Below are 22,280 nucleotides of genomic sequence, written 5' to 3'. Positions count from 1 at the left end.
GCTTCGTTACATGGACTCACAAGTTCTTTCGCTTCGTCTCTGGCCTGCGACATCAATGGGTTCCATCATGAAATGGATAAATTCCAACGGTCGGCATTCGGGGCAGGACATGAGCGGTTCACTCATCGAGATCATCGGCGGCGCCATCGCGGCCGCTCGGCGGTTGGGCCTGGATTGTGCCGAGGAGCGCGACGCGGCGCGGGCGGTGCTGCTGGCGCGCGATTCGAGCCTGACCCCGGGTGTCGCCCGAATTCTGGTGGATGAGCTCTATGCCCAGGCGGCGGGCGACTGCGCCGCCTGATCCGGCGGAGGGGACCGTGACCGGACAATCCTATCGTTGCATCGCCATGTTGTCCGAGGCCCGTCGCCTTTATGGCGAGGGCAAGTACTCGGAATGCCTGCGCCTTATCGACAGCGTCCGCTCCTGCTCGGTCCAATGCGGCGAGCAGTCGGTGTGCGCCATGGCGCTGCGTCTGGCGGGGCCCATGATCGACGACCTGGTTCCGGTGGAATAGCCCGGAGCTTTTTAAAGGTCCGCCAGTTCCACCGCCGGCGACGGCCCCATGGCGGGGAACAGCTTGCCCACCATGCGGGCGAAGCGCTCCGGCGCGTCGGTTGAAATCAACTGCAGGCCGCCGCCGCCGCCCTTCGGGGCTTCGCGCCCTTTCAGAAGCCGGACCAGCATGGACGAGGTCGCCTCGGCGCAATCCACCAGGGTGACGCCTGGCCCGGCGAGGCGCGCCAGGACCGGAGCCAGCAGCGGGAAATGGGTGCAGCCCAGGACCAGGCAGTCGCCCCCCTCGCTGCCGTCGAACAGCGAGCCCAGGTAGTGGCGTGCTACGCTCTCGACGATGGGGCCGTCGGTCAGCCCCTCCTCGGCCAGGGCGACGAACAGCGGGCAGGGGATGCAACGGACCCGGGCGTCCTGGCGGCGCTGGGCGATGGCGCGCTCGTAGGCTTCGGAGCGGCAGGTCCCTTCCGTGGCGGCGACCACGATGCGTCCCCGGGCCGAGGCCCGCGCCGCGCCGTCGGCGCCCGCTTCGACCACGCCGAGGACCGGCAGGCCGGGAAAGCGCTCTGAAATGGCGCCCAGCGCCACCGCCGAGGCGGTGTTGCAGGCCACCACCAGCGCCTTGATGCCCTTCTCAACCAGAAATTCAGAAGCCTGGACCGCATAGCGTGTCACGGTTCGCGGCGATTTGGTGCCATAGGGCTGGCGGGCCACGTCGCCCAGATAGAGCAGCTTTTCGTCGGGCATGGTGCGTCGAATGGCTGCGGCAATGGTCAGCCCCCCCACCCCGGAGTCGAAAATTCCCACCGGATATGTCGCTGGTATAGCATCGAATGAGGTGAACACTGTATGTCCGTGTTGTGAAGTCATTGGAATCTTTTGCTCAAAGGTCCACATGATTGGACAGGGGATGAAGATTCTCCGATATTCCTGGGAATTCAGGCCTCCACGCACTTGGACGGCTTCAGTAAATATCTTATAAACGGAACCTGCTTCTAGTCGCTTCGGCCGCTTGGTTCAACCGTCGCCCGGTGGGAAGGATAACGGGTCTTGGAATTAATGGGGCAATCCAGCATCGCAGGCGGCACCGGCGTCTGCCTTCCACCGGCTCGCCCCGTGCGCTGGTCGCTGGCCCGCAAGGTGTCGCTGGCCCTGGTTTCCATCCTGTTTTCCACCTTGCTGGTAACCGCCTTCTTCGCCTACTACAAGTTCGAAAGCGTCTATTCCGCCCAGGTGCAGTCCCGCTATTCCTTCGTGGTGTTCACCATCAAGAAAAGGGTGGAGGACAGCCTCAACCTGGGGTTTGCATTGCGCCAGCTCCGCCAGGTGCAGGAGATCATCGAGCGCGAGAAATCCCGCGACGCCCAGATTCTGGCGGTAGAAGTCTACGACTACCGGGGCGAAGTGCTGTTCGACACCGATCGCGGCGCCATCGGCACCCGGGTGTCGGAACCCCTGGCCGAGGCTATTCGCAGCGGCATGCAGCAATCGTTCAGCGTGGTGGACGAGGACAACCTGATCGTCGGCCTTCCCCTGGTCAACAATCTGGGCAAGGTCGAAGGCGGCGTCGTGCTGCGCTATCCCATCGCCTATGTTGAAAAGGGTGTTTCCGGCCTGTTGAGCCAGCTGCTGAAAAGCATCGCCATCGCGTTGCTGGCGGCCTCGGCCGTGGCGGTCATCGGGCTTTACGCCCTGTTCGGCGGGGTGGGGCGTAAGCTGGGCAGCATGGAAAAGGCCATGGGCGACGTGCTGTCCGTGGGCGGCCTCGCCGTTCCCGACGCGGGCGGCGATTCCTTCGAGGAGCGTTTCGCCGAGTTCGTGGGCAAGACCCGCGAGACCATCGACCATGTCAAGGACGCCACCGACGAAGTCGGCCGTCTCGACCGGCTGATGTGAGGGGGCGGCCATGATCCTCGACCGGACCCGCCCGCTGTTTCTCCGCCTGCTGCTGCTGGTGATCCTGGTGCTGGTGCCGCCGGTGGGCTGGATCGCCCACGAGGCCACCGACGAGTTCAGCCGCGGCCTGGTTCCCGAGATGGACAAGAAGGCCGAGGCCATCGGCCGCGACCTCGAAGCCTCGGTGGAGCGGGCGGTGGGCTACGGCATTCCGCTCGATCAGCTGCAGGGGGTGGACCAGTTCTTCGCCCCCGTCCTGGCCGCCAACCCGGAACTGCGCTATCTGGCGATCACCGATCGCGGTGGCAAGGTGCTGTTCGCCGAGGGCGCCGAGCGTTCGGCCCTGGACTCCGTCTATGGCGGCGCGGATTTCACCACCGAGATCGACCATCCGCGCAAACTCGTCCTGGGCGCCTTCATCGACATGGTCCAGCCCCTGACCATCAAGGGCAGCCGCATCGGGCATGTCCATGTGGGCATGGACCAGGATTATGTGCAGGGGCGGCTGCAGGAAATCCTCATCGACCTGGGCGTCGTCACCCTGGTGGCGCTGCTGGTGGCGGTGGAGATCCTGCTGTTCGTGGTGACCTTCAACATCACGGGGCCCATGCGGGTGGTGGGCGTGGTGATGGACCGGGTGCGGCGCGGCGACTTCAGCTGCTCGGCCGGCATCACCTCCGACGACGAGGTGGGGCGCTTCGTCCATGGCTTCAACAGCGCCATCCGGCTGGCCGACCAGCTGTTCCGCCGGCTCGAGGCCTATATCGACGAGGTCAAGGCCGCCCATTTCGACCAGGGTGTGGTCGAGAAGGTGAGGGACATCGAATCCCGGGTGCGGTTCCTGTTCCGCTTCGCCCGTAACGGCCAGCCCGAGGTCATCAACGAGCATCAGGCCACCGACATCCGCCTGCCGCTGTTCCTGTTCGTGTTCGCCGAGGAAATCTCGCGCTCGTTCATGCCGCTTTACATCCGCGACCTCTACGCCCCCATTCCGGGCCTCTCCCCGGAAATGGTCATGGGGCTGCCCATCGCGGTGTTCATGCTGGTGATCGCGCTGGCCTCGCCGTCGGCCTCCCTGATGGCCAACCGCCTGGGGGCGCGCCGGGTGTTCCTGATCGGCCTGGTGCCGGCCACCATCGGCTTCGTCATGTCCGGGCTGGCCATGTCGGTCTACGACCTGATCCTCTGGCGTCTGGCCACGGCGCTGGGCTACGCCTTCATCACCATGGCCTGCCAGGGCTACATCGCCCAGGTGTCCAAGCAGCAGAACCGCACCCAGGGCCTGGGGGTCTATGTGGGCGCGGTGCTGACCGCCAGCGTGTGCGGCACCGGCATCGGCGGCGTGCTGGCCGAGCGGATGGGCTACCGCGTCACCTTCCTGGTGGCGGCGGCGCTGACCGTGGTCACCGCCATCCTGATCTGGCGCCTGCTGGACAGCGCCCAGCCCGTGGCCGAGGGGCCCAGCCCCCGCAAGCGGGACTTCCTGCGCCTGCTGCGCAACTGGCGCTTCTCGGCGCTGGTGGCCTTCGCGGCCATTCCGTCCAAGATCGCGCTGACCGGTTTCCTGTTCTTCCTGGTGCCGCTCACCTTGTCCAAGTACGCCTCCCTCGACCTGGGCGACATGGCGCGGATGATGATGGCCTATCCGGTGTCTGTGGTGGTGCTGTCGCCGCTGGTGGCGCGCTTCGCCGACCGGGTGGGCTGGCGGGCCGGCCTGGTGGCGGTGGGCGGCCTGATCGGCGGGGCCGGCCTGTTGCTGCCGTCCTTCTGGGGCGAGCCGGTGATGGCCATGCAGATGGCGATTTTGCTGCTGGGCGTGTCGCACGGCCTGTCGGCCTCGCCGCAGCTGGCGATGATCCCCGACCTGTGCTGGACCGAGTGCCGGGCCATCGGCCAGACCAACGTGCTGGCCTTCCTGCGCCTGGCCGAGCGTATCGGCAGTTTCGCCGGGCCTTTGCTGGCGGCGGCCCTGATCCCCGTCTGCGGGTACGAGGGCGCGGTGGTGGCGTTGGGCTGGGTGGTTCTGGCCATGGCGACGGTGTTCGCCCTGCTGTCGTTCGCCTATCACGCCGGTCCCCACATCGAGGCGGAGTGGGAAGAATGAGACGGCTTCTCGCCCTGTTCCTGGCGTTGGGCGCCCTGCTTCTGTCGGGCGGCGCCTGGGCGGCCGAGCCGGCGGCCAAGCCGTTCCGTATCTACATGGCGTTGTGGCGGGGCTGGGAGGATGCCGCCCAGGGGTTCAAGGACTACTTCGCCAACCAGGGCATTCCGGTCGAGCTGATCATCCGCGACGCCGGCCAGGACAAGGCCAAGCTGGCGGAGTTCGTCGACGAGGCCAAGGCGCTGAAGGTGGATCTGGTGTTCACCTGGGGCACCACGGTCAGCGAGGAGATGCTGGGCCGCTTCGACGCCATCGACCCGGCGCGCCACATCACCGACATTCCGGCGGTGTTCGCCGTGGTGTCGCAGCCGGTGGGCGGCGTGGTCCCCAGCCTGGGGTCGTCGGAGCGCAACATCACCGGCACGCTCTACCTGGTGCCCATGGAGACCCAGGTCAACCTGATCCAGTCCTACCGGCCCATCAAGCGGCTGGGCATGATCTACAATCCGCTGGAGCGCAACTCCCAGGTGGCGGCGGATCAGCTGGAAGGCATCGGCAAGGCCACCGGCTTCGACGTGGTGGCGCTGCCGGTGGACGTGGAGGGCGGCAAGCCCCTGCCGGCCAGCATTCCGGCCAAGGTGGCGGAGATCAAGGCGGCGCGGGTGGATTTCCTTTATATCCCGCCGGACACCTTCCTCAACATCAACCGCGACATCCTGACCCAGGCGGCGCTGGACCACGCCATCCCCACCTTCGCCGCGGCGGAGAACCCGGTGGTGACCTCCAAGGCCATGATCGGCGGCGTCTACCGCTATTACACGGTCGGCCAGCTGACCGCCTACAAGGCGGAGCAGATCCTGGTCCGCAAGATCGCGCCCAAGGACATTCCCATCGATGCGCCCAAGCGGCTGTCGGTGCTGATCAACATGCCGGTGGTGCGGCAGATCGGCCTGTTTCCCCCCATGAAGCTGATGGGGCTGGCCGAGATCATCGAACGCGCCGAGGCCAAGGAGAACAAGCCTTGATTCCCGCCCAGCCGCCGCTCCGCATTCTCGTCTGCACCAAGATGGACTTGGCCGGAGCGCTGATTCTCAACACCTTGCTGCCGCATCTGGCCGGCGACACGGTGACGGTGCTGATGAGCGAGAAGACGCGGCCCGTGGAGAACACCGTCCCCGAACTGGCGGAGATCAAGTTCTACGAGCGCGACCTGCCCGTGGACATCTTGTTCCCGCTCATCGACCGGGCCGAGGCGAAAGGCGCGCCGCTCCTGACCTTCGCCGGCCTCGCCGCCCGCTACGGCATCACCATCGAAAGCATCTCCGACCTGAACGGCCCCGAGGGCGAGGCCCGCATCCGCGCCTTCGCGCCCGACCTGACCATCTCGGCGCGCTTCTCGCTGATCTTCAAGCCCAACACCTATGAAATCCCGCGCCTGGGCACCTATAACGTCCATCCCGGCGCCCTGCCGCGCTATGCCGGGCTGTTCGCGCCGTTCCGCTGCATGCTGGACGGTTCGGAGTCAATCGGCTGCACGCTGCATCGCGTGGACAAGGGCATCGACACCGGCCCCATCGTCGGCATCGGCTACCTGCCCGTCAACCGCGACCGCTCGCTGCTCTGGCATGTGGTCAACACCTACCGCCCGGGGCTGGACCTGTTCCTCGCCATGCTGGCGCGGCTGCGCCGGGGGCTCGAGCCGGAATACGCGCCCCAGGATTTCAGCCTGCGCCAGTACGGCTCGCTGCCCGGCGCCGAGCCCTTCGCCGCCTTCAGGGCCAAGGGGCTGAAACTGTTCGAGCCGGCCGAATATCTTGAAATTCTGTCGGGCTTCCTGCCGCCGGACATGGTCATGCCCAGTGCGGTGGCCAATGCGGTGGCCAACGGGCGGGGGGACGCATGCTGCTCCGTACCCGCGTAACGCTGATCGTCACCGTCACCTATTCCCTGCTGGTGGCGGGCCTGTTCTTCGCTGGCGTGAAGAACGAGGAGCTGGCCGACGAGCGCTACGTCCAGGCCACCTTGAACGGCCAGCAGATCTTCTGGGACAAGCTGGTGGAGAACACCGTCCAGCGCCTGGAGGCCGCCGCGCCGCTGCTGGCGGCCAACCAGGAAATGATCGCCGCCATCGCCCGCAAGAGCCCCAGCGAGACCCGCGAGGTCATGGCCCCCACCGTCACCGGGCTGACCCGCCGGGGCGTGGGCCGCGTCGAGATCGTCGGCCTGGACGGCGACCTGCTCTACACCTCCCAGGGCTCGTTGCTGGAGAACCCGCTGGTGGATGCCGGCACGGTGCGGCTGATCGCCGAAAGCGGCAAGGCGCGCACCGGCATCACCCAGAACAGCGACAAGCAGTTCATCGCCGCCATCACCCTGCCGCTGGCGGGGCTGGACGGGGCGGTGGTGGGTGTGGCGACCATCGTCTCCGACCTCAGGCCGCCGCTGGAGGAGTTCAAGGCCTCCACCGGGTCCGACGTCTTCCTGGTCGACCGCGCCGGAAGCATGACCGACGGCACCAACGACCTGCTGTGGAAGGTGTTCGAGTCCAAGATCTCGGTGCGCAAGAGCCGGCTGGAAAGCTGGCGCGACGGCTCGCGCTTCTATTCCGTGGTGGTGTTCCCGCTGGCCGATGGCGAGGGCCGCGTGATCGGTGCCCTGGTCAGCGTGCGCGATTCCACCAGCACCCAGGCGCGCCAGCATGAAATCCGCATGATCGCCATCGGGGCGGTGGGACTGTTCCTGGTCTTCGTCCTGGCGGTGTTCTCGGTCTATCTGCGGCGCTCCTTCGATCCCCTCGACCAGGCCATCGCCGTGCTGAACGCCCTGTCTCGGGGCGACACCTCGGTGATGCTGGACGTGCGGCACGAGAACGACGAGATCGGCCGCATCGCCAGCACGGTGGGCGTCTTCCGCGAGAACGCCATCAAGATCGACCTCTTGGAAGAGCGGCGCGAACGTCAGCGCCGCCGCCAGGAACTGTTCATCCGCCTGCAGATGCTGCGTCTGTCCGAGATGCTGGAGCAAGACGCCCGCGAGGCGGTGCTGGACGATCTGCGCCAGATCGAGGCGCTGTCCAACCGCACGGCTTCGGGCGACGAGGCGGGCGACGGCTCCAAGGGCGAGCTGGAAGTGCTGGCCGTGGCCTTCCAGACCATGTCGTCGCGTATCCGCGAGCAGCACGAGCGCCTGGAATCCCTGATCGCCGAACGCACCCGCGACGTGGAAATCCTGCGCGAGGCCCTGCGCACCCGCGACCAGCTGGCGGCGCTGCGCCAGGAGCTGGACTTCGCCCGCGAATTGCAGCTGTCGTCGCTGCCCCAGGTGTTCCCGCCCTTCCCCGACCGGGCCGAGTTCCAGATCCACGCCTCCATGGTGCCCGCCAAGGAGGTGGGAGGCGATTTCTACGACTTCTTCCTCATCGACCGCCACCACCTGGGCTTCGTCATCGGCGACGCCTCGGGCAAGGGCGTGCCGGCGGCCATGTTCATCGCCATCACCCGCTCGCTGGTCAAGGCGGTGGCGCCGCTGTCCAGCAGCCCCGGCGAATGCCTGGCCTTCGTCAACACCATGCTGGCCCGCGACAATCCCCAGACCCTGTTCGCCACCTGCTTCTACGGCGTGCTGGACACCCGCACCGGCGAGGTCGGGTTCTGCAATGCCGGCCATCCGCCGCCCATGATCGTGCGCAGCACCGGCAACGTGGAGGCCATCCGCAACGTTTCCGGCGTGGCGCTCGGCGTGCTGGAGGACCTGGAATACGAGACCGGCAGCTTCATGCTCGCCCCCGGCGAGGTGCTGCACCTCTATACCGACGGCGTCACCGAGGCCCAGGATTCCGTCGACGCCCTCTATGACGAGCCGCGGCTGATCGCCGAGCTGGGCCGGATCGAGGACAGCGCCCCCGAGGCGGTCATAGCAGGGGTGCTGCGTTCCGTCGAAGGCTTCGTCGGCAACGCGCCACAATTCGACGACATCACCATGTTGACGTTGCGCTTCGATCAGGCTTCCATGGACCCGGATGCGCCCATGGAAGCCCGGCCACGGCTGATGCTGACCGGATTCCCGGCGACGGGAGGCTACGAAATGGATGGCGGGGCCACGGCCAAGCCCGGACAGGATTCTGCGGCGGCGCCGGCGGCGCCCGCTCCCGCTCCCGTTCCTGTCCCCGCTCCCGTCGACATGGACCCCGACCGGGTGGCCATGGTCATCGCCAACGATGTCGCCGAGCTGGAGCGTCTGGCCGAACTGGTCGACATGTTCATCGAGAAGCACGGCCTTTCGGAAAAGCTGGCCTTCAATCTCAACGTCTGCCTGGACGAATTGATCACCAACATTATTTCCTATGGATACGATGACGAGGATGCTCATGAAATCCAGGTGGAGTTCATCTACGATGGCCGCCAATTCGTGACCCGCATCATCGACGACGCCAAGGAGTACGATCCCTTCACCGAGGCGCCCATCCCCGATCTCGACCTGGACGTCGAGGATCGCCCCATCGGCGGTTTGGGGGTGTTCCTGGTGAAGGAATTCATGGACGGGACAGAGTACGCGCACGAGGGTGGACACAACACCACGACCCTGCGCAAAACGATTTCGGCATAGGAGAGTTTGGGTTGATGGAAATTCGTGAAGAACAGGCTGGCGACGCCACCGTGCTGATTCCCCTCGCCAGGGTGGACAGCTCGACGGCCAAGGCCTTCGAAGGCCGTGTTCTGGCGGTGGTCAATGCCGGCGCGCCGAAGATTCTGATCGATTTCGGCGAGCTGGACTACATCTCCAGCGCCGGGCTGCGGGTGGTTCTGGTCGGCGCCAAGATGACGCGCGGCACGCGGAAGTTCGCCCTGTGCTCCATGAAGCCCCATATCCGCGAGGTCTTCGACGTTTCCGGCTTCGCCAAGATCCTGTCCATCTACGCCGACCGGGCCGCCGCACTGGCTGCCCTGTAATCCGGCGATATCGGACCTGCATCGGGGTGGCTGGCATGTCTTCCTGGTCTGCGCTACCATAGGCGGCAGATATGACCCTAACCGGTTCGTATGAATAAGAACCGGCCAGGGCCGTCGGCCGAGGAGGGCAAGATAATGACCGATCCCTACAAGAACATGGTCGAGATGCAGCGGGCCATGATGGAAGGCTGGATGAACTCGGCCAACCAGATGATGCAGTACTGGCAGCATATGATCGAGCTGCAGGAGCGTCTGATGCGCCAGGCCACGTTCGGCCGCGACCACGTGGAGATCGACGACGGCCCGTCCTTCACCGGCAAGTACGGCAAACGCCGCTTTGATATCGATCCCGAACGCGACGTCTGACCGGTCCCGACGAAAAAGCCCCGCGGCCTTGGCCCGGGGCTTTTGTTTTGCCTGAGGCGGCCGAGGTTCAATCCTCGCCCATGCCGCGCCGCGAGATGGGGATGTCGCGGTGGATATAGGCGCTCATCACCAGCCCCCAGCCCAGCAGCAGCGACAGCATGGCGGTGCCGCCATAGGAAATCAGCGGCAGCGGCACGCCGACCACCGGCACCAGGCCCATCACCATGGCGGTGTTGATGAAGAAGTACAGGAAGAAGGTGGTGGCGATGCCGTGGGCCACCAGGCGGCCGAACTGCGAGCGGCAGCGGATGGCGATGGCGTAGCCATAGGCCAGCAGCAGGGCGTAGAGCCCCAGCAGCACCAGCCCGCCCATCATCCCCCATTCCTCGGCGAACATGGTGAAGATGAAGTCCGTCTGCTTCTCGGGAAGGAAGTTGAGGCGGCTTTGCGTCCCCATCATGTAGCCCTTGCCGAACAGGCCGCCGGAACCCAGGGCGATCTTGGACTGGGTGATGTGATAGCCGGCGCCCAGGGGATCGTCCTCGGGATTCATGAAGATCAGCACGCGCTTCTTCTGGTATTCGCGCAGGAACTGCCAGGCGATGGGGATGGCGGCCAGACCGCTGGCGATCACCACCACGAACTTCCAGATCCGCACGCCCGCCATGAAGAACAGGGCGCCGGAACTCATCACCAGCATCATGGCGGTGCCCAGGTCCGGCTGCTTCAGCACTAAGATGGCCGGCGCGAACACCATGATCAGCGGCGGGATGAGGAACAGGGGGCGGCCGATCTCCTGCTGGCCGGCGCCGTGGAAATAGCGGGCCAGCGACAGGATCAGGGCGATCTTCATGATTTCCGAGGGCTGCAGCTGGATGAAGCCCAGGTCGATCCAGCGCTGCGCTCCCATGCCGATGGTGCCCTTCAGCTCCACCAGCACCAGCAGCACGAAGGCGATGGCGTAGAAGGTGTAGGCGTGGCGCATCCAGAAGCGCAGGTCGATCATCGCCACCGAGATCATCAGGCCGATGCCGACCGCGAAGCGGACCATCTGCTTGGTGGCCCAGGGGTCCATGGACCCTTGAGCGGCGGAATACAGGGTGGCGAACCCCACCGAGGCGATGGCGGTCAGCACGGCGATCAGCGACCAGTTGATCTGCCAGATCTTGTCGCGCATGGACATTTCGGCGCGGTTGAGGCGCGACGGCGTGCGCGGCAGCGGCCTCAGCATCTAAAACCTCCTCAGGTCGGGGGCGATGGAATCGCCTCCCGTGTCGGTGGCGACGCGGGCCATGTCGCGCTTTTGCACCTCGATCATGATGTCGCGGGCGATGGGGGCGGCCACAGCTGAACCGCCGCCGCCATGCTCGACGATGACGGCGATGGAATAGCGCGGGTTCTCTTCCGGGGCATAGGCCACGAACAGGGCGTGGTCGCGCTCCTTCCACGGCAGCTGGTCGTTCTTCTTCACGCCGGTCTCGCGCTCGCGCATGGTGATGCGGCGCACCTGGGCCGATCCGGTCTTGCCCGACAGCCACATGCCTTCCTGGCTGATGCGGGCCTTGTAGGCGGTGCCGCCGGGCTCGTTGGACACGGCGAACATGCCCTTCCTCACCCAGGCCAGGGACTGGCGCGAGACGTCGAGGCTGGGCCAGGAGGGGGCCGTGCGGCTTTTGGCCGTCTTTTCGCTGATCTGGTCGCGGGCCACATGGGGCACCACGGCGAAGCCGCCATTGGCGATGCGCGCCGTCATGGTGGCCAGCTGCATGGCGGTGGCGGTGACGTAGCCCTGGCCGATGGCGTTGATCAGGGTTTCGCCGGGGTGCCAGGGTTGCTTCAGCGCCGCCTTCTTCCAGGCCTTGTTGGGGATGATGCCCGATTTCTCGCCGGGCAGGTCGATGCCGGTGGGGGCGCCCAGGCCGAACTTCTTGGCCATTTCGGCGATCTTTTCATAGCCGACGCGGCGCGCCACTTCATAGAAGTAGACGTCGCAGGAATTCTTGATGCCGTTGACCAGGTCCTGCGCCCCGTGGCCTTCCTTCTTCCAGCAGTGGAACTTGATGCTGCCCAGCTGGGTGTGGCCCGAGCAGAACACCCGCATCTCGGGCGTGATGTCGCGGGCTTCCAGCGCGGCCAGGGCGGTCAGCATCTTGAAGGTGGAGCCCGGCGCGAAGGTGCCGCCGATGGCCTTGTTGGTCAGCGGCGAGCGGGGATTGGTGGACAGGTCCTTCCATTCCTCGTTGGACAGGCCGCGATTGAAGGAATTGGGGTCGAAGGACGGCGTGGACGCCATGACCAGCACGTCGCCGTTATGGATGTCCATCACCACCACGGCGGCGCTCTCTTCGCCTAAGCGCTGGGCGGCGTATTCCTGCAGCTTCATGTCCAGCGTCAGGTTGAGGTCGATGCCGGGCTCGCCCTCCTTCCTTTCCAGCTCGCGGATGACGCGGCCCACCGAGTTGACCTCCAGCGTCGAGGTGCCGTGCCGGCCCCGCAGCGCCATGTCGTAGATGCGCTCCACGCCGCCCTTGCCGATGCGAAAGCCCGGCAGTTCCTCCAGCGGGTCGCCGGTCAGCTCGTTCTCGGACACCGCCGAGACGTAGCCCAGGATATGGGCGCCGAGCGATTCCAGCGGGTAGTAGCGGCTTTGGCCCACGTCGATCACCACGCCCGGCAGGTCGGCGGCGTTGACCTCGACGCGCGCCACTTCCTCCCAGGTCAGGTTCTCGCGCACGCTCAAGGGCACGAAGCTGCGGCGCCGGCGCACCTCCTTGTGGATGCGGGCGCGGTCACCGTCGCCGATGGCGATGATCTTGGACAGCGCATCCAGGGTGTAGTCCAGCGACGGCGTCTGCTCGGCCACCACCATGACGCGGTAATTGTGCTGGTTGACCGCCATGGCGATGCCGTTGCGGTCGAGGATCAGGCCGCGCGGCGGGGCCAGCAGGCGGGTGCTGATGCGGTTGTCCTCGGCCTGGACGGCGTATTTGTCCGCCTCCATGACCTGCAGGTAGTACATGCGCGCCGCGAGCGCCCCGATCAGGGTCGCCTTGCCGCCCGCCAGCATCATGGCCCGGCGCGAGAACAGCTTGGAGCGGTCGTTGTCGTGGTACATGGCTACACGTCGCGCAGGAAGGCCAGCTGCGTCCGGGCCAGCGTCCAGGTCAGCAGCGGGAACAGAGCCAGCGTCATCAGGTACTCGAACACCACCGGGGTGATGTCTAAGGGCCTTCCCTTGACGAAGGACAGCAGCAGCCAGGCCATGCCGATGGCGCCCGCGGTCAGCAGGCTGAAAGCCCACCACGTGACGGCGAAGGACTTGCCCAGGAAGAACTTGCGCTGCGACGCCGCCGTCCCCTGGACCAGCAGCAGCACCAGGGCGTTCACGCCCAGCGGCGTGCCGGCGACGATGTCGTAGAGCAGGCCGATGACGAAGGCCAGCCAGGCGGGCAGCAGGTCGGGCCGGTAGATGGCCCAGTAATAGACCCCCATCAGCGGCAGCATGGGGGCGATGCCGGAAAAGCCGGGGATGTGGGTGGGAATGGCGGTGAGAAGGAGCAGGAACACGGTGATGCCGAAGGGGACCGAGTGACGGACCCAGGTGTCCATCTTCACCCAGACCGAGGGCTTCATGCCCGCCGTCCCTGATAAGGAACGGCGGGCATTTTGCTATACCTGCCCTCGCCGGGCGGGCGCATCCGCGCCAATGGGCGCTGGATAAATGGATCAGATAAGGCGATGGCCGGTGTCACTCCTCTTTCCCCCGGCGGCGGCGTTCGGGCGGCGGGGGGCGCTCGAACGGCAGGATGCCGCCCAGGCCGAAATCCACCACCGAGACGAATTCCAGGCGATGGCGCTGGACGAAGGGTTCGACCCGGACGATGCCGTCGGTCACCGACGACACCACGCCCACCGGAATGCCGGGCGGGAAGGCCCCGCCCGAGGCGGCGGTGACCACCCGGTCGCCCACCGAGATGGTCGGGCTGCCGGTGATGTAGTTCAGGCGCGGCCGCTGGCTGTTGTCGCCGGTCAGGATGGCCCGGGTGCGGGTGGCTTCCAGCATGACCGGCGTGCGGGCGTTGATGTCGGTGATCAGCAGCAGTCGCGCCGAGCGGGCGCCCACCTCGGCCACGTGACCGGCCAGGGATTCGCCGGTCAGGACCGCCTGGCCCTTGCGCACCCCGTCCTTGGCGCCGGCGCCCAGCAGCATGCTTTGGCCGAAGGCCGAGCCCATGTCGCCGATCACCCGGGCGGTGACGAAGGCGGGGTCGGGATCGGGGATGAAGTTCAGCTGGTCGTGCAGCACGGTGTTTTCGGCTTCGAGGCGCCGGGCCACCGTCTGCCAGTGCATCAGCTTGGCGTTCTCTTCCTTGAGCCGGGCGTTCTCGGTCCGCAGATTGGCCAGTTCGTGGAAATTCTCGGTGACCTGGGCGATGGTGGCGGCGGGGCGCGCCATGGCGTCCAGGATGGGGGCGATGGCGTCGGCGACCAGGGCGCGGGTGCGTTCGATCAGGACGATGTCGGCCTTGCCCAGGATCATCAGGGCCACCGAGGCGACGATCAGGGACAGGAAGGCGAAGCGCTGGACCAGCAGCCTTAACGTCGCGAGCCGACCTGCCGCACCCGACTGCTTCACCTAGCCCCTCCGTTCCTCCGCACGTCCCCGGCACAAAGGGGAAAGCGTCGGGTCGATACTACTATATCTAGTTTGCGTAAAACCACTAATTAAGGTGGCCGCAGCGCAACAAAGCCAGGGAATCAAAGCCCATCCTCCCGACCTGGGCCGGGAGGATGAACCGCGTCTAGTACATGCTGGTCAGCACGTTCTTCAGCTTGGGCATTTCTTCCAGGGCGCGGCCGGTGCCGAGCGCCACGCAGGACAGCGGGTCGTCGGCGATGGAGACCGGCAGGCCGGTGGCGTGGCGCAGCACGTAATCCAGATTGGACAGCAGCGCGCCGCCGCCGGTGAGCACGATGCCCTTGTCGACGATGTCGGCGGCCAGTTCCGGCGCGGTGTGCTCGAGGGCCACCTTGACCGCCTCGATGATGGCGCCCACCGGCTCGGCCAGGGATTCGGCGATCTGGCGCTCGGAGATGATCAGTTCCTTGGGCACGCCGTTCATCAGGTCGCGACCCTTGATCTCCATGGTGCGGCCCTCGCCGTCCTCGGGCGGGCAGGCGGAGCCGATTTCCTTCTTGATGCGCTCGGCCGAGCCTTCGCCCACCAGAAGGTTATGGTTGCGGCGGATATAGGCGATGATCGCCTCGTCCATCTTGTCGCCGCCGACGCGCACCGAGCGGGAGTAGACGATGCCGCCCAGGGACAGAACCGCCACCTCGGTGGTGCCGCCGCCGATGTCGACCACCATGGAGCCGGTGGGCTCGGTGACGGGCAGGCCGGCGCCGATGGCGGCCGCCATGGGTTCCTCGATCAGGAAGACGCGGCGGGCGCCGGCGCTTTCCGCCGATTCCTGGATGGCGCGGCGTTCGACGGCGGTGGAGCCGGACGGCACGCAGACGATGACCAGCGGGCTGGCGAACGAGCGGCGGTTGTGGACCTTGCGGATGAAGTGCTTGATCATCTCTTCGGCCACTTCGAAGTCGGCGATGACGCCGTCGCGCAAGGGGCGGATGGCCTGGATGTAGCCCGGCGTGCGGCCCAGCATCATCTTGGCTTCGTCGCCGACGGCCAGGACCTTCTTCTTGCCCTTTTCCTCGGCGATGGCGACCACCGACGGTTCATTGAGGACGATCCCTCGACCCTTGACGTAGACCAGCGTATTGGCGGTCCCAAGATCGATCGCCATATCGGCGGACATCCAACCCGTCAGCTTCGAAAACATAATACCTCGCTCACCGTACGATGCATTTTCAAGGGTCCCAACCGCGGGCGTGCTTTTATCACGCTCCGGCGGCGTCGGGGGCGGTTTTTTGCCGCTTAACCAGAAGTTTGTTCAGCGCGTTGACATAAGCCCGCGCCGACGCGACCAAAGTATCGGTCTCGGCGCCCTGGCCGTTGACGCTCTTGCCGTCCTCTTCCAGGCGCACGGTCACCTCGGCCTGGGCGTCGGTGCCTTGGGTCACCGCGCTCACCTGATAGAGCTGCAGCTTCGCCTCGTGGGGGAACAGCGCCTTGATGGCGTTGAAGGTGGCGTCCACGGGGCCGTCGCCGGTGGCGCGGACTTCGCGGGTCACGCCGTCGACCGACAGTTCGAGGACCGCCGAGGGGGGCTGGTGCTTGGTGCCGCACAGCACTTCCAGCGAGACCAGCCTCACCCGGTCGTTGCCGCGCACCACGGCGTCGTCCACCAGGGCGACGATGTCCTCGTCGAACACGTCCTTCTTGCGGTCGGCCAGGTCCTTGAAGCGGTTGAAGGCGTCCTCGACCGCGTTGTCGCCCAGTTCGTAGCCCAGTTCCTTCAGCTTGGCCTTGAAGGCGGCGCGGCCCGAATGCTTGCCCATCACCAGCGACGAGCGGTGCAGGCCCACCGAGTCCGGGGTCATGATCTCGTAGGTCTGGGCGTGCTTCAGCACCCCGTCCTGATGGATGCCCGATTCATGGGCGAAGGCGTTCTTGCCGACGATGGCCTTGTTGGGCTGCACCACGAAGCCGGTGATGGTCGAGACCAGACGCGACGCCTTGGTGATGTTCTCGGTCTTGATGCCGGTCTTGAACGGCAGCAGATCGGGCCGGGTGCGGATCGCCATGACGATCTCTTCCATGGCGGCGTTGCCGGCGCGCTCGCCCAGGCCGTTGACGGTGCATTCGATCTGCCGCGCGCCCCGTCCGACTGCGGCCAGGGAATTGGCCACCGCCAGGCCAAGGTCGTTGTGGCAATGCACCGACAGGATGGCCTTGTCGATGTTGGGCACCCGGTTGATCAGCATGGCGATCAGGGCGGCGTATTCCTCGGGCACCGCATAGCCCACGGTGTCGGGAATGTTGATGGTGGTGGCGCCGGCCTTGATGGCGGCCTCGACGCAGCGGCACAGGAAGTCGTGCTCGGTGCGCGAGCCGTCCTCGGCCGACCATTCCACGTCTTCCACCAGATTGCGGGCATAGGCCACCGAGTCGGCGACCTTCTCCAGCACCTTTTCCGGCTCCATCTGCAGCTTGTACTTCATGTGCAGCGGGCTGGTGGACAAGAAGGTGTGGATGCGGTGGCGCGGCGCGGCGCGGACCGCCTCGGCGCAGCGGTCGATGTCGCCCTTGGTGGCGCGGGCCAGGCCGCAGATCACCGAGGATTTGACCGCCTTGGCCACCGCCTCGACCGCCTCGAAATCGCCGTTGGACGCGATGGGGAAGCCGGCCTCGATCACGTCGACGCCCATCTCTTCCAGAACCAGCGCGATCCTCACCTTCTCCTCCAGGTTCATGGAGGCGCCGGGCGATTGCTCGCCGTCACGCAGCGTGGTGTCGAAGATGATGACGCGGTTCTGGTCCATGCACTCGCTCTTGAACTCTGGCGCACCGCAATGGGCGCGCGGACGAAAAGAGGCGAGCACGGCCCGCCGGACGCGGCCGGTGAAACATTGTCGTGAAACCCGTTTCACCGCGCCTATAGGAAGGCGATTTCGCGGCGCAATGTCAACAGTGATCGTGTGTCTAAATCGGGCGGAAAGGGACGAGCCGGCCCCGGGGGGAGGGCAAGTTCGGATCGATTCCAGGAAGGCTCCTAGCGGCGCGGCTTGAAAGCGGAATCTATGTGTGCCGCCTCACAGTCCATACCCGACGAAAACACTAAGATGAATGCGGGATGGATGAATGAGTGAAGGTTGGAGCCTGACCGTGATGCGTACCGCTTCTCCTCAGTCCGCCGCCGGCGAGAAGGCGCGCCAGGCCATCAACCAGACCCTGGCGGGTCCGGTGATGGCCAAGCTGGTGGATCTGGTCCCCGACCTGGCCTGGGTGCCGCGGGGACGGGAACTGGAAACGGCGCTGCGCGATTGCGACCTGCTGTACCGCTGCTTCGTCGCCTTCCGCACCCACCGCACCGATTTCCGCCCCCTGCTGCTGGACCGCCGCAGCCGCCCGGTGGACAACGACAACACGCCGCTGGCTTGCGGCCGCACCGTCAACCAGATCGTCGCCATGATCGTGCGCTCGGCCGCCAAGCGGCACTTCCGCGCCCGTCTGGACGGCGGCTTCCCGCCCGGCCGCGCCGCACGCCTGCGCCGGCCCGAAGGGGTGGGGTGGAGCGGCATGCTGGGCTGGATGAATGCCCAGGCCGAGGAACGCCGGGGGACGCGTCGCGGACGCTCGGCCGGCGACCAGCTCTACGACGCCATCCGCCGCTACCTGCTGCACGACTGGCAGGTGCCGATCATTCCGCAATACGCCCGCATGACGCCGCCGGAAGTACGCGCGCTGGGCTCGCGCATCCTGGACTTCCGCGACGCGGCCGAACTGGCCGCCTGGCTGGACGGCGGCGCCGACCAGCGCCAGACGCCCACCGAGTGGATGGTCGAGCCGATCCACGTCACCCCCATGCCCGTCCCGGCGGCCAAGGCGCCGGTGGAGCCGGTGGCCGAAGCCGTCGCCCCCGTTGCGCCGCCTGCCGAGCCGGTGCAGGGCGCCGCCGCCCTGCCCGGCGCCGGGCTGGCCGGCGACGGTCGCTCGCGGCTCTCTCAGGTGCTGTCCGACGACGGCCGCCTGATCCGCATGGAGACGGTGGTGCCCCTGCTGACCACGCCGGAGCTGAAGGCGGCGCTGGGTCAGCCCAGCCGCGAGGAACTGCGCCGCGCCGCCCGTTCGCTCGCCCAGACCGGGTCGGGCACCGTGCGCCGTCTGGCGGTGGATTTCGGCCTGCCGCCGGAACAGATGACCGCCATGCTGGCCAAAACCGCCCTGCTGCTTCCCCCCGCCGTCTACGAGAAGATGTTCGGCCGCAAGAGCGAGCTGGTGCTGATCCTGGCCCTGATCGGAAGGGCCAAGGCCGCCGGCCTGGACGCCGATGCCTCACCCGCCGCCTTCGCCGCCTTCATGGAGGAGCTGTTCGGACGCTTTGCGAAGTAGGGGCAAAGAAAAAGCCCCGGCGGTTTCCCGCCGGGGCCTTCCCGAACGCTTGGGATGGGGCCGAACTTAGTTCTTGGCCTTGTCCACCAGCTTGTTCTTGGCGATCCAGGGCATCATGGCGCGCAGCTTCTCGCCGACGACCTCGATGCCGTGTTCGGCCTGGATGCGCCGCGTCGCCTTGAAGGACGGCTGGCCGGCCTTGCATTCCAGCATCCAGTCGCGGACGAAGCGGCCGGCCTGGATGTCTTCCAGGACGCGCTTCATCTCGGCCTTGGTCTCTTCGGTGATGATGCGCGGGCCGGTGACGTAGTCGCCGTACTCAGCGGTGTTGGAGATGGAGTAGCGCATGTTGGCGATGCCGCCCTCGTAGATGAGGTCGACGATCAGCTTCACCTCGTGCAGGCACTCGAAATAGGCCATCTCGGGGGCGTAGCCGGCTTCCACCAGGGTCTCGAAGCCGTACTGGATCAGCTTGGTCAGGCCGCCGCACAGCACGACCTGCTCGCCGAACAGGTCGGTCTCGCACTCTTCGCGGAAGCTGGTCTCGATGATGCCCGAACGGCCGCCGCCGATGGCGGAAGCGTAGGAGAGCGCGATTTCCAGCGCGTTGCCCGAGGCGTTCTGGGCCACCGCCACCAGGCAGGGCACGCCGCCGCCCTTGACGTATTCGCCGCGCACGGTGTGGCCGGGGCCCTTGGGGGCGACCATGAACACGTCGAGATCGGCACGGGCCTCGATCAGCTTGAAGTGGATGTTCAGGCCGTGGGCGAACACCAGGGCGGCGCCCTGCTTCATGTTGCCGGCCAGGTCCTGATAGTACAGGTCGGCCTGCAGCTCGTCGGGGGTGAGGATCATCACCACGTCGCCCCACTTGGCGGCGTCGGCGGGGGTCATGACCTTGAGGCCCTCGCCCTCGGCCTTCTTGGCGGTGGCGGAACCGGCGCGCAGCGCCACGGCCACGTCCTTGACGCCCGAGTCGCGCAGGTTCAGCGCATGGGCATGGCCCTGGGAGCCGTAGCCCACCACCACGACCTTCTTGCCCTTGATCAGATTGACGTCGGCGTCACGATCATAATAAACGCGCATGTTGCTTCCTTTCGAAAGGCGGAGAGGCCTCCGCGCAAAATTCTGGCGGGCTTTCTAAATCGGATTCGGCCCGCGTGCAATGGCGACGACGCCGGTGCGCGAAACATCCGTCAGCCCCAGGGGTTCCATCAGCTTGATGAAGGCGTCCACCTTCTCGGTGGCGCCCACCACCTCGAAGACGAAGCTTTCGTTGGTGGAATCGATGGCGCGCGCCCGGAAGATGTCGGCGATGCGCAAGGATTCCACCCGCTTCTCGCCGGTGGCGACCACCTTGATCAGGGCCAGTTCGCGGCTGACATGCGGGCCTTCGATGGTCAGATCGTGGACCTTGTGCACCGGCACCAGGCGGCGCAGCTGGTTCTTGATCTGCTCGATGATCATGGCGGTGCCGCTCGTCACGATGGTGATGCGCGACAGCTTCTGGGCGGCGTCCACCTCGGCCACGGTCAGGCTTTCGATGTTGTAGCCACGGCCCGAAAACAGACCGATGACCCGGGCCAGCACGCCGGATTCGTTGTCCACCAGGACGGCGACGGTGTGACGGTTGACTTCTTGCTGAACGATGCTCACGTCAAAATCCCCCTTACACCAGAACCATGCCGTCTTGTTCCGAGCCCGGCTTGTCGCGGCCCTTGTCCTCCGGCCCCAGCACCATCTCGTTGTGGGCCATGCCGGGCATGATCATCGGGAACACGTTCTCGGACGCGTCGGTCCTGAGTTCCAGGATCACGGGACGGTCGACGGCGATCATTTCCTTGATGGCGCCATCCACCTCGGAAGGCTTCTCGGCGCGCAGGCCCACGGCGCCGAACGCCTCGGCCAGCTTGACGAAATCGGGATGGTGGATCATGTGGCTCTCGGAATAGCGGCCGCCGTGGATCAGTTCCTGCCACTGGCGGACCATGCCGAGATACTGGTTGTTGAGGATGACGATCTTCACCGGCAGGCGATGCTGCACCAGGGTGGCCATCTCCTGGATGTTCATCTGGATCGAGGCTTCGCCCGCGATGTTGATGACCAGCGCGTCGGGGTGGGCCATCTGCACGCCCATGGCGCTGGGCAGGCCGTAGCCCATGGTGCCCAGCCCGCCCGAGGTCAGCCAGTGCAGCGGCAGGTCGAAGCGCAGGTGCTGCGCCGCCCACATCTGATGCTGCCCCACCTCGGTGCAGAAGTAGGGATTGCGGTGACGGGTCATCTCGTACAGACGCTGGATGGCGTATTGCGGCTTGATGATCTTGTTGGAGTTCTCGAAGGACAGGCAGTCGGTGCCCCGCCACTGGTCGATCTTGGCCCACCAGGCCTTCAGCGCCTTCTCGTCGACCCGGGCCTGCTTGGCCTTCCACACCTTGATCATGTCTTCGAGGATGTGGGCGCAATCGCCGACGATAGGCAGGTCGACCGCCACGTTCTTGTTGATGGAGCTGGGGTCGATGTCCACGTGGATCTTCTTGGACTTCGGCGAGAAACCGTCCAGCTTGCCGGTGACGCGGTCGTCGAAGCGGGCGCCGATGTTGATCATCAGGTCGCAATCGTGCATGGCCATGTTGGCCTCGACCGTGCCGTGCATGCCCAGCATGCCCAGGAACAGCGGGTCCGAGCCCGGGAAGGCGCCCAGGCCCATCAGGGTCAGGGTGCAGGGATAGCCGGTCATGCGCACGAACTGGGTCAGCAACTGACAGGCCGCCGGGCCGGAATTCACCACGCCGCCGCCCACGTAGAAGATCGGCCGCTTGGCGTGGGCGATCATCTCGACGGCCTTCTCGATGGCCTTCAAGTCGCCCTTGACCTGGGGCTTGTACTTGGACTTCACCTTGGACGGGGTCTGGTACTCGCCCTTGGCCTGGACCACGTCCTTGGGCAGGTCGACCAGCACCGGGCCCGGGCGGCCCGAGCGGGCCACGTGGAAGGCCTCGTGCACGGTCTTGGCCAGGTCGTTGACGTCCTTCACCAGGTAATTGTGCTTGGTGCAGGGCCGGGTGATGCCGGTGATGTCGGCTTCCTGGAAGGCGTCGTTGCCGATCAGGTGGGTGGGCACCTGGCCCGTCAGGCAGACCAGCGGCACCGAATCGCACAGCGCGTCGGCCAGGCCGGTCACCGCGTTGGTGGCGCCGGGGCCCGAGGTCACCAGCACGCAGCCGACCTTGCCGGTGGAGCGCGCATAGCCCTCGGCGGCGTGAACGGCGGCCTGCTCGTGGCGGACCAGGACGTGGCGCAGGCGGTTCTGCTTGAACAGCTCGTCATAGATGGGCAATACGGCGCCGCCGGGATACCCGAAAATGACCTCTACGCCCTGATCGACCAGGGCCTTGAGGAGGATTTCCGCTCCGGTCAACGTATCGTGATGCACCATCTCAG

At 66.2% G+C, this 22,280-nt stretch carries 20 protein-coding genes; 10 read left to right on the top strand and 10 right to left on the bottom strand.

Features of this window, described 5'->3' with window-relative positions:
* Window positions 1–109: 109 nt before the first annotated feature.
* Both XM1_RS20310 and XM1_RS20305 read left to right on the top strand, forming a co-directional pair.
* Complete coding sequence (locus XM1_RS20310; protein ID WP_068436692.1) at window positions 110–301, top strand: hypothetical protein; 192 nt, start codon at window positions 110–112, stop codon at window positions 299–301.
* 16 nt (window positions 302–317) lie between these two features.
* Complete coding sequence (locus XM1_RS20305; RefSeq protein ID WP_068436690.1) at window positions 318–515, top strand: hypothetical protein; 198 nt, start codon at window positions 318–320, stop codon at window positions 513–515.
* A gap of 11 nt (window positions 516–526) precedes the next feature.
* Here XM1_RS20305 and murI read toward each other — a convergent pair whose 3' ends face one another.
* The gene (gene murI / locus XM1_RS20300) at window positions 527–1,381 is read right to left on the bottom strand and encodes a glutamate racemase (RefSeq protein ID WP_068438086.1); all 855 of its coding nucleotides are present in this window, start codon (window positions 1,379–1,381) and stop codon (window positions 527–529) included.
* 180 nt (window positions 1,382–1,561) lie between these two features.
* Here murI and XM1_RS20295 point away from each other — a divergent pair, with 180 nt between their 5' ends.
* The 7 genes from XM1_RS20295 to XM1_RS20265 all read left to right on the top strand — a co-directional run bounded on the left by XM1_RS20295 (window position 1,562) and on the right by XM1_RS20265 (window position 9,823).
* Window positions 1,562–2,407: a hypothetical protein gene (locus XM1_RS20295; RefSeq protein ID WP_156428807.1), complete on the top strand. Its 846-nt coding sequence runs from the start codon at window positions 1,562–1,564 to the stop codon at window positions 2,405–2,407.
* A gap of 10 nt (window positions 2,408–2,417) precedes the next feature.
* Window positions 2,418–4,511 carry an MFS transporter gene (locus XM1_RS20290; protein ID WP_068436686.1) on the top strand — a complete coding sequence of 698 codons (2,094 nt, stop codon included), beginning with the start codon at window positions 2,418–2,420 and terminating at the stop codon, window positions 4,509–4,511.
* Window positions 4,508–5,533, top strand: a complete 1,026-nt coding sequence (locus XM1_RS20285) for an ABC transporter substrate-binding protein (protein ID WP_068436684.1) — start codon at window positions 4,508–4,510, stop codon at window positions 5,531–5,533. Before XM1_RS20290 ends, XM1_RS20285 begins: the two co-directional genes overlap by 4 nt.
* Entirely contained in the window at window positions 5,530–6,429 is a 900-nt protein-coding gene (locus XM1_RS20280) for a formyl transferase (protein WP_068436682.1), read from the top strand. The genes XM1_RS20285 and XM1_RS20280 overlap by 4 nt, the downstream gene beginning before the upstream one ends.
* Window positions 6,408–9,113, top strand: coding sequence for a SpoIIE family protein phosphatase (locus XM1_RS20275; protein ID WP_068436680.1), 2,706 nt, complete (start codon window positions 6,408–6,410; stop codon window positions 9,111–9,113). Before XM1_RS20280 ends, XM1_RS20275 begins: the two co-directional genes overlap by 22 nt.
* 14 nt (window positions 9,114–9,127) lie before the next feature.
* Window positions 9,128–9,457: an STAS domain-containing protein gene (locus tag XM1_RS20270; protein ID WP_068436677.1), complete on the top strand. Its 330-nt coding sequence runs from the start codon at window positions 9,128–9,130 to the stop codon at window positions 9,455–9,457.
* Window positions 9,458–9,592: 135 nt separating this feature from the next.
* On the top strand, window positions 9,593–9,823 hold the full coding sequence (locus XM1_RS20265; RefSeq protein WP_068436676.1) for a hypothetical protein: 231 nt from the start codon (window positions 9,593–9,595) through the stop codon (window positions 9,821–9,823).
* Window positions 9,824–9,890: 67 nt separating this feature from the next.
* Here XM1_RS20265 and rodA read toward each other — a convergent pair whose 3' ends face one another.
* The 6 genes from rodA to XM1_RS20235 all read right to left on the bottom strand — a co-directional run bounded on the left by rodA (window position 9,891) and on the right by XM1_RS20235 (window position 17,269).
* Entirely contained in the window at window positions 9,891–11,054 is a 1,164-nt protein-coding gene (rodA, locus tag XM1_RS20260) for a rod shape-determining protein RodA (protein WP_068436674.1), read from the bottom strand.
* Window positions 11,055–12,938, bottom strand: coding sequence for a penicillin-binding protein 2 (gene mrdA, locus XM1_RS20255; RefSeq protein ID WP_068436672.1), 1,884 nt, complete (start codon window positions 12,936–12,938; stop codon window positions 11,055–11,057).
* Window positions 12,939–12,940: 2 nt separating this feature from the next.
* Entirely contained in the window at window positions 12,941–13,456 is a 516-nt protein-coding gene (mreD, locus tag XM1_RS20250; protein WP_068436670.1) for a rod shape-determining protein MreD, read from the bottom strand.
* A 115-nt stretch (window positions 13,457–13,571) separates the two neighbouring features.
* A complete protein-coding gene (mreC, locus tag XM1_RS20245; protein WP_068436669.1) occupies window positions 13,572–14,459 on the bottom strand; it encodes a rod shape-determining protein MreC in 888 nt (295 codons plus the stop codon).
* A gap of 166 nt (window positions 14,460–14,625) precedes the next feature.
* Window positions 14,626–15,666 (bottom strand): rod shape-determining protein, encoded by a 1,041-nt coding sequence (locus XM1_RS20240; protein WP_008618978.1) that lies wholly within the window; start codon window positions 15,664–15,666, stop codon window positions 14,626–14,628.
* Window positions 15,667–15,724: 58 nt separating this feature from the next.
* Complete coding sequence (locus XM1_RS20235; RefSeq protein WP_068436668.1) at window positions 15,725–17,269, bottom strand: 2-isopropylmalate synthase; 1,545 nt, start codon at window positions 17,267–17,269, stop codon at window positions 15,725–15,727.
* A 319-nt stretch (window positions 17,270–17,588) separates the two neighbouring features.
* Here XM1_RS20235 and XM1_RS20230 point away from each other — a divergent pair, with 319 nt between their 5' ends.
* Complete coding sequence (locus XM1_RS20230; protein ID WP_068436667.1) at window positions 17,589–18,839, top strand: hypothetical protein; 1,251 nt, start codon at window positions 17,589–17,591, stop codon at window positions 18,837–18,839.
* Window positions 18,840–18,905: 66 nt separating this feature from the next.
* Here the strand turns inward: XM1_RS20230 and ilvC are convergent, their stop codons facing one another.
* Genes ilvC through XM1_RS20215 form a run of 3 tightly spaced genes read right to left on the bottom strand, consistent with a single transcriptional unit; the run spans window position 18,906 to window position 22,275 of the window.
* Complete coding sequence (gene ilvC, locus XM1_RS20225) at window positions 18,906–19,925, bottom strand: ketol-acid reductoisomerase (protein WP_068436666.1); 1,020 nt, start codon at window positions 19,923–19,925, stop codon at window positions 18,906–18,908.
* A 54-nt stretch (window positions 19,926–19,979) separates the two neighbouring features.
* Complete coding sequence (gene ilvN, locus XM1_RS20220) at window positions 19,980–20,495, bottom strand: acetolactate synthase small subunit (protein WP_068436665.1); 516 nt, start codon at window positions 20,493–20,495, stop codon at window positions 19,980–19,982.
* A gap of 13 nt (window positions 20,496–20,508) precedes the next feature.
* Window positions 20,509–22,275 carry an acetolactate synthase 3 large subunit gene (locus XM1_RS20215; protein ID WP_068436663.1) on the bottom strand — a complete coding sequence of 589 codons (1,767 nt, stop codon included), beginning with the start codon at window positions 22,273–22,275 and terminating at the stop codon, window positions 20,509–20,511.
* Between the last annotated feature and the right edge of the window lie 5 nt (window positions 22,276–22,280).

It is taken from the genome of Magnetospirillum sp. XM-1 (assembly GCF_001511835.1).
GTDB lineage: Bacteria > Pseudomonadota > Alphaproteobacteria > Rhodospirillales > Magnetospirillaceae > Phaeospirillum.
Note: the sequence above shows the minus strand (reverse complement) of the source record. Positions and strands in the feature narration are given on the sequence as shown.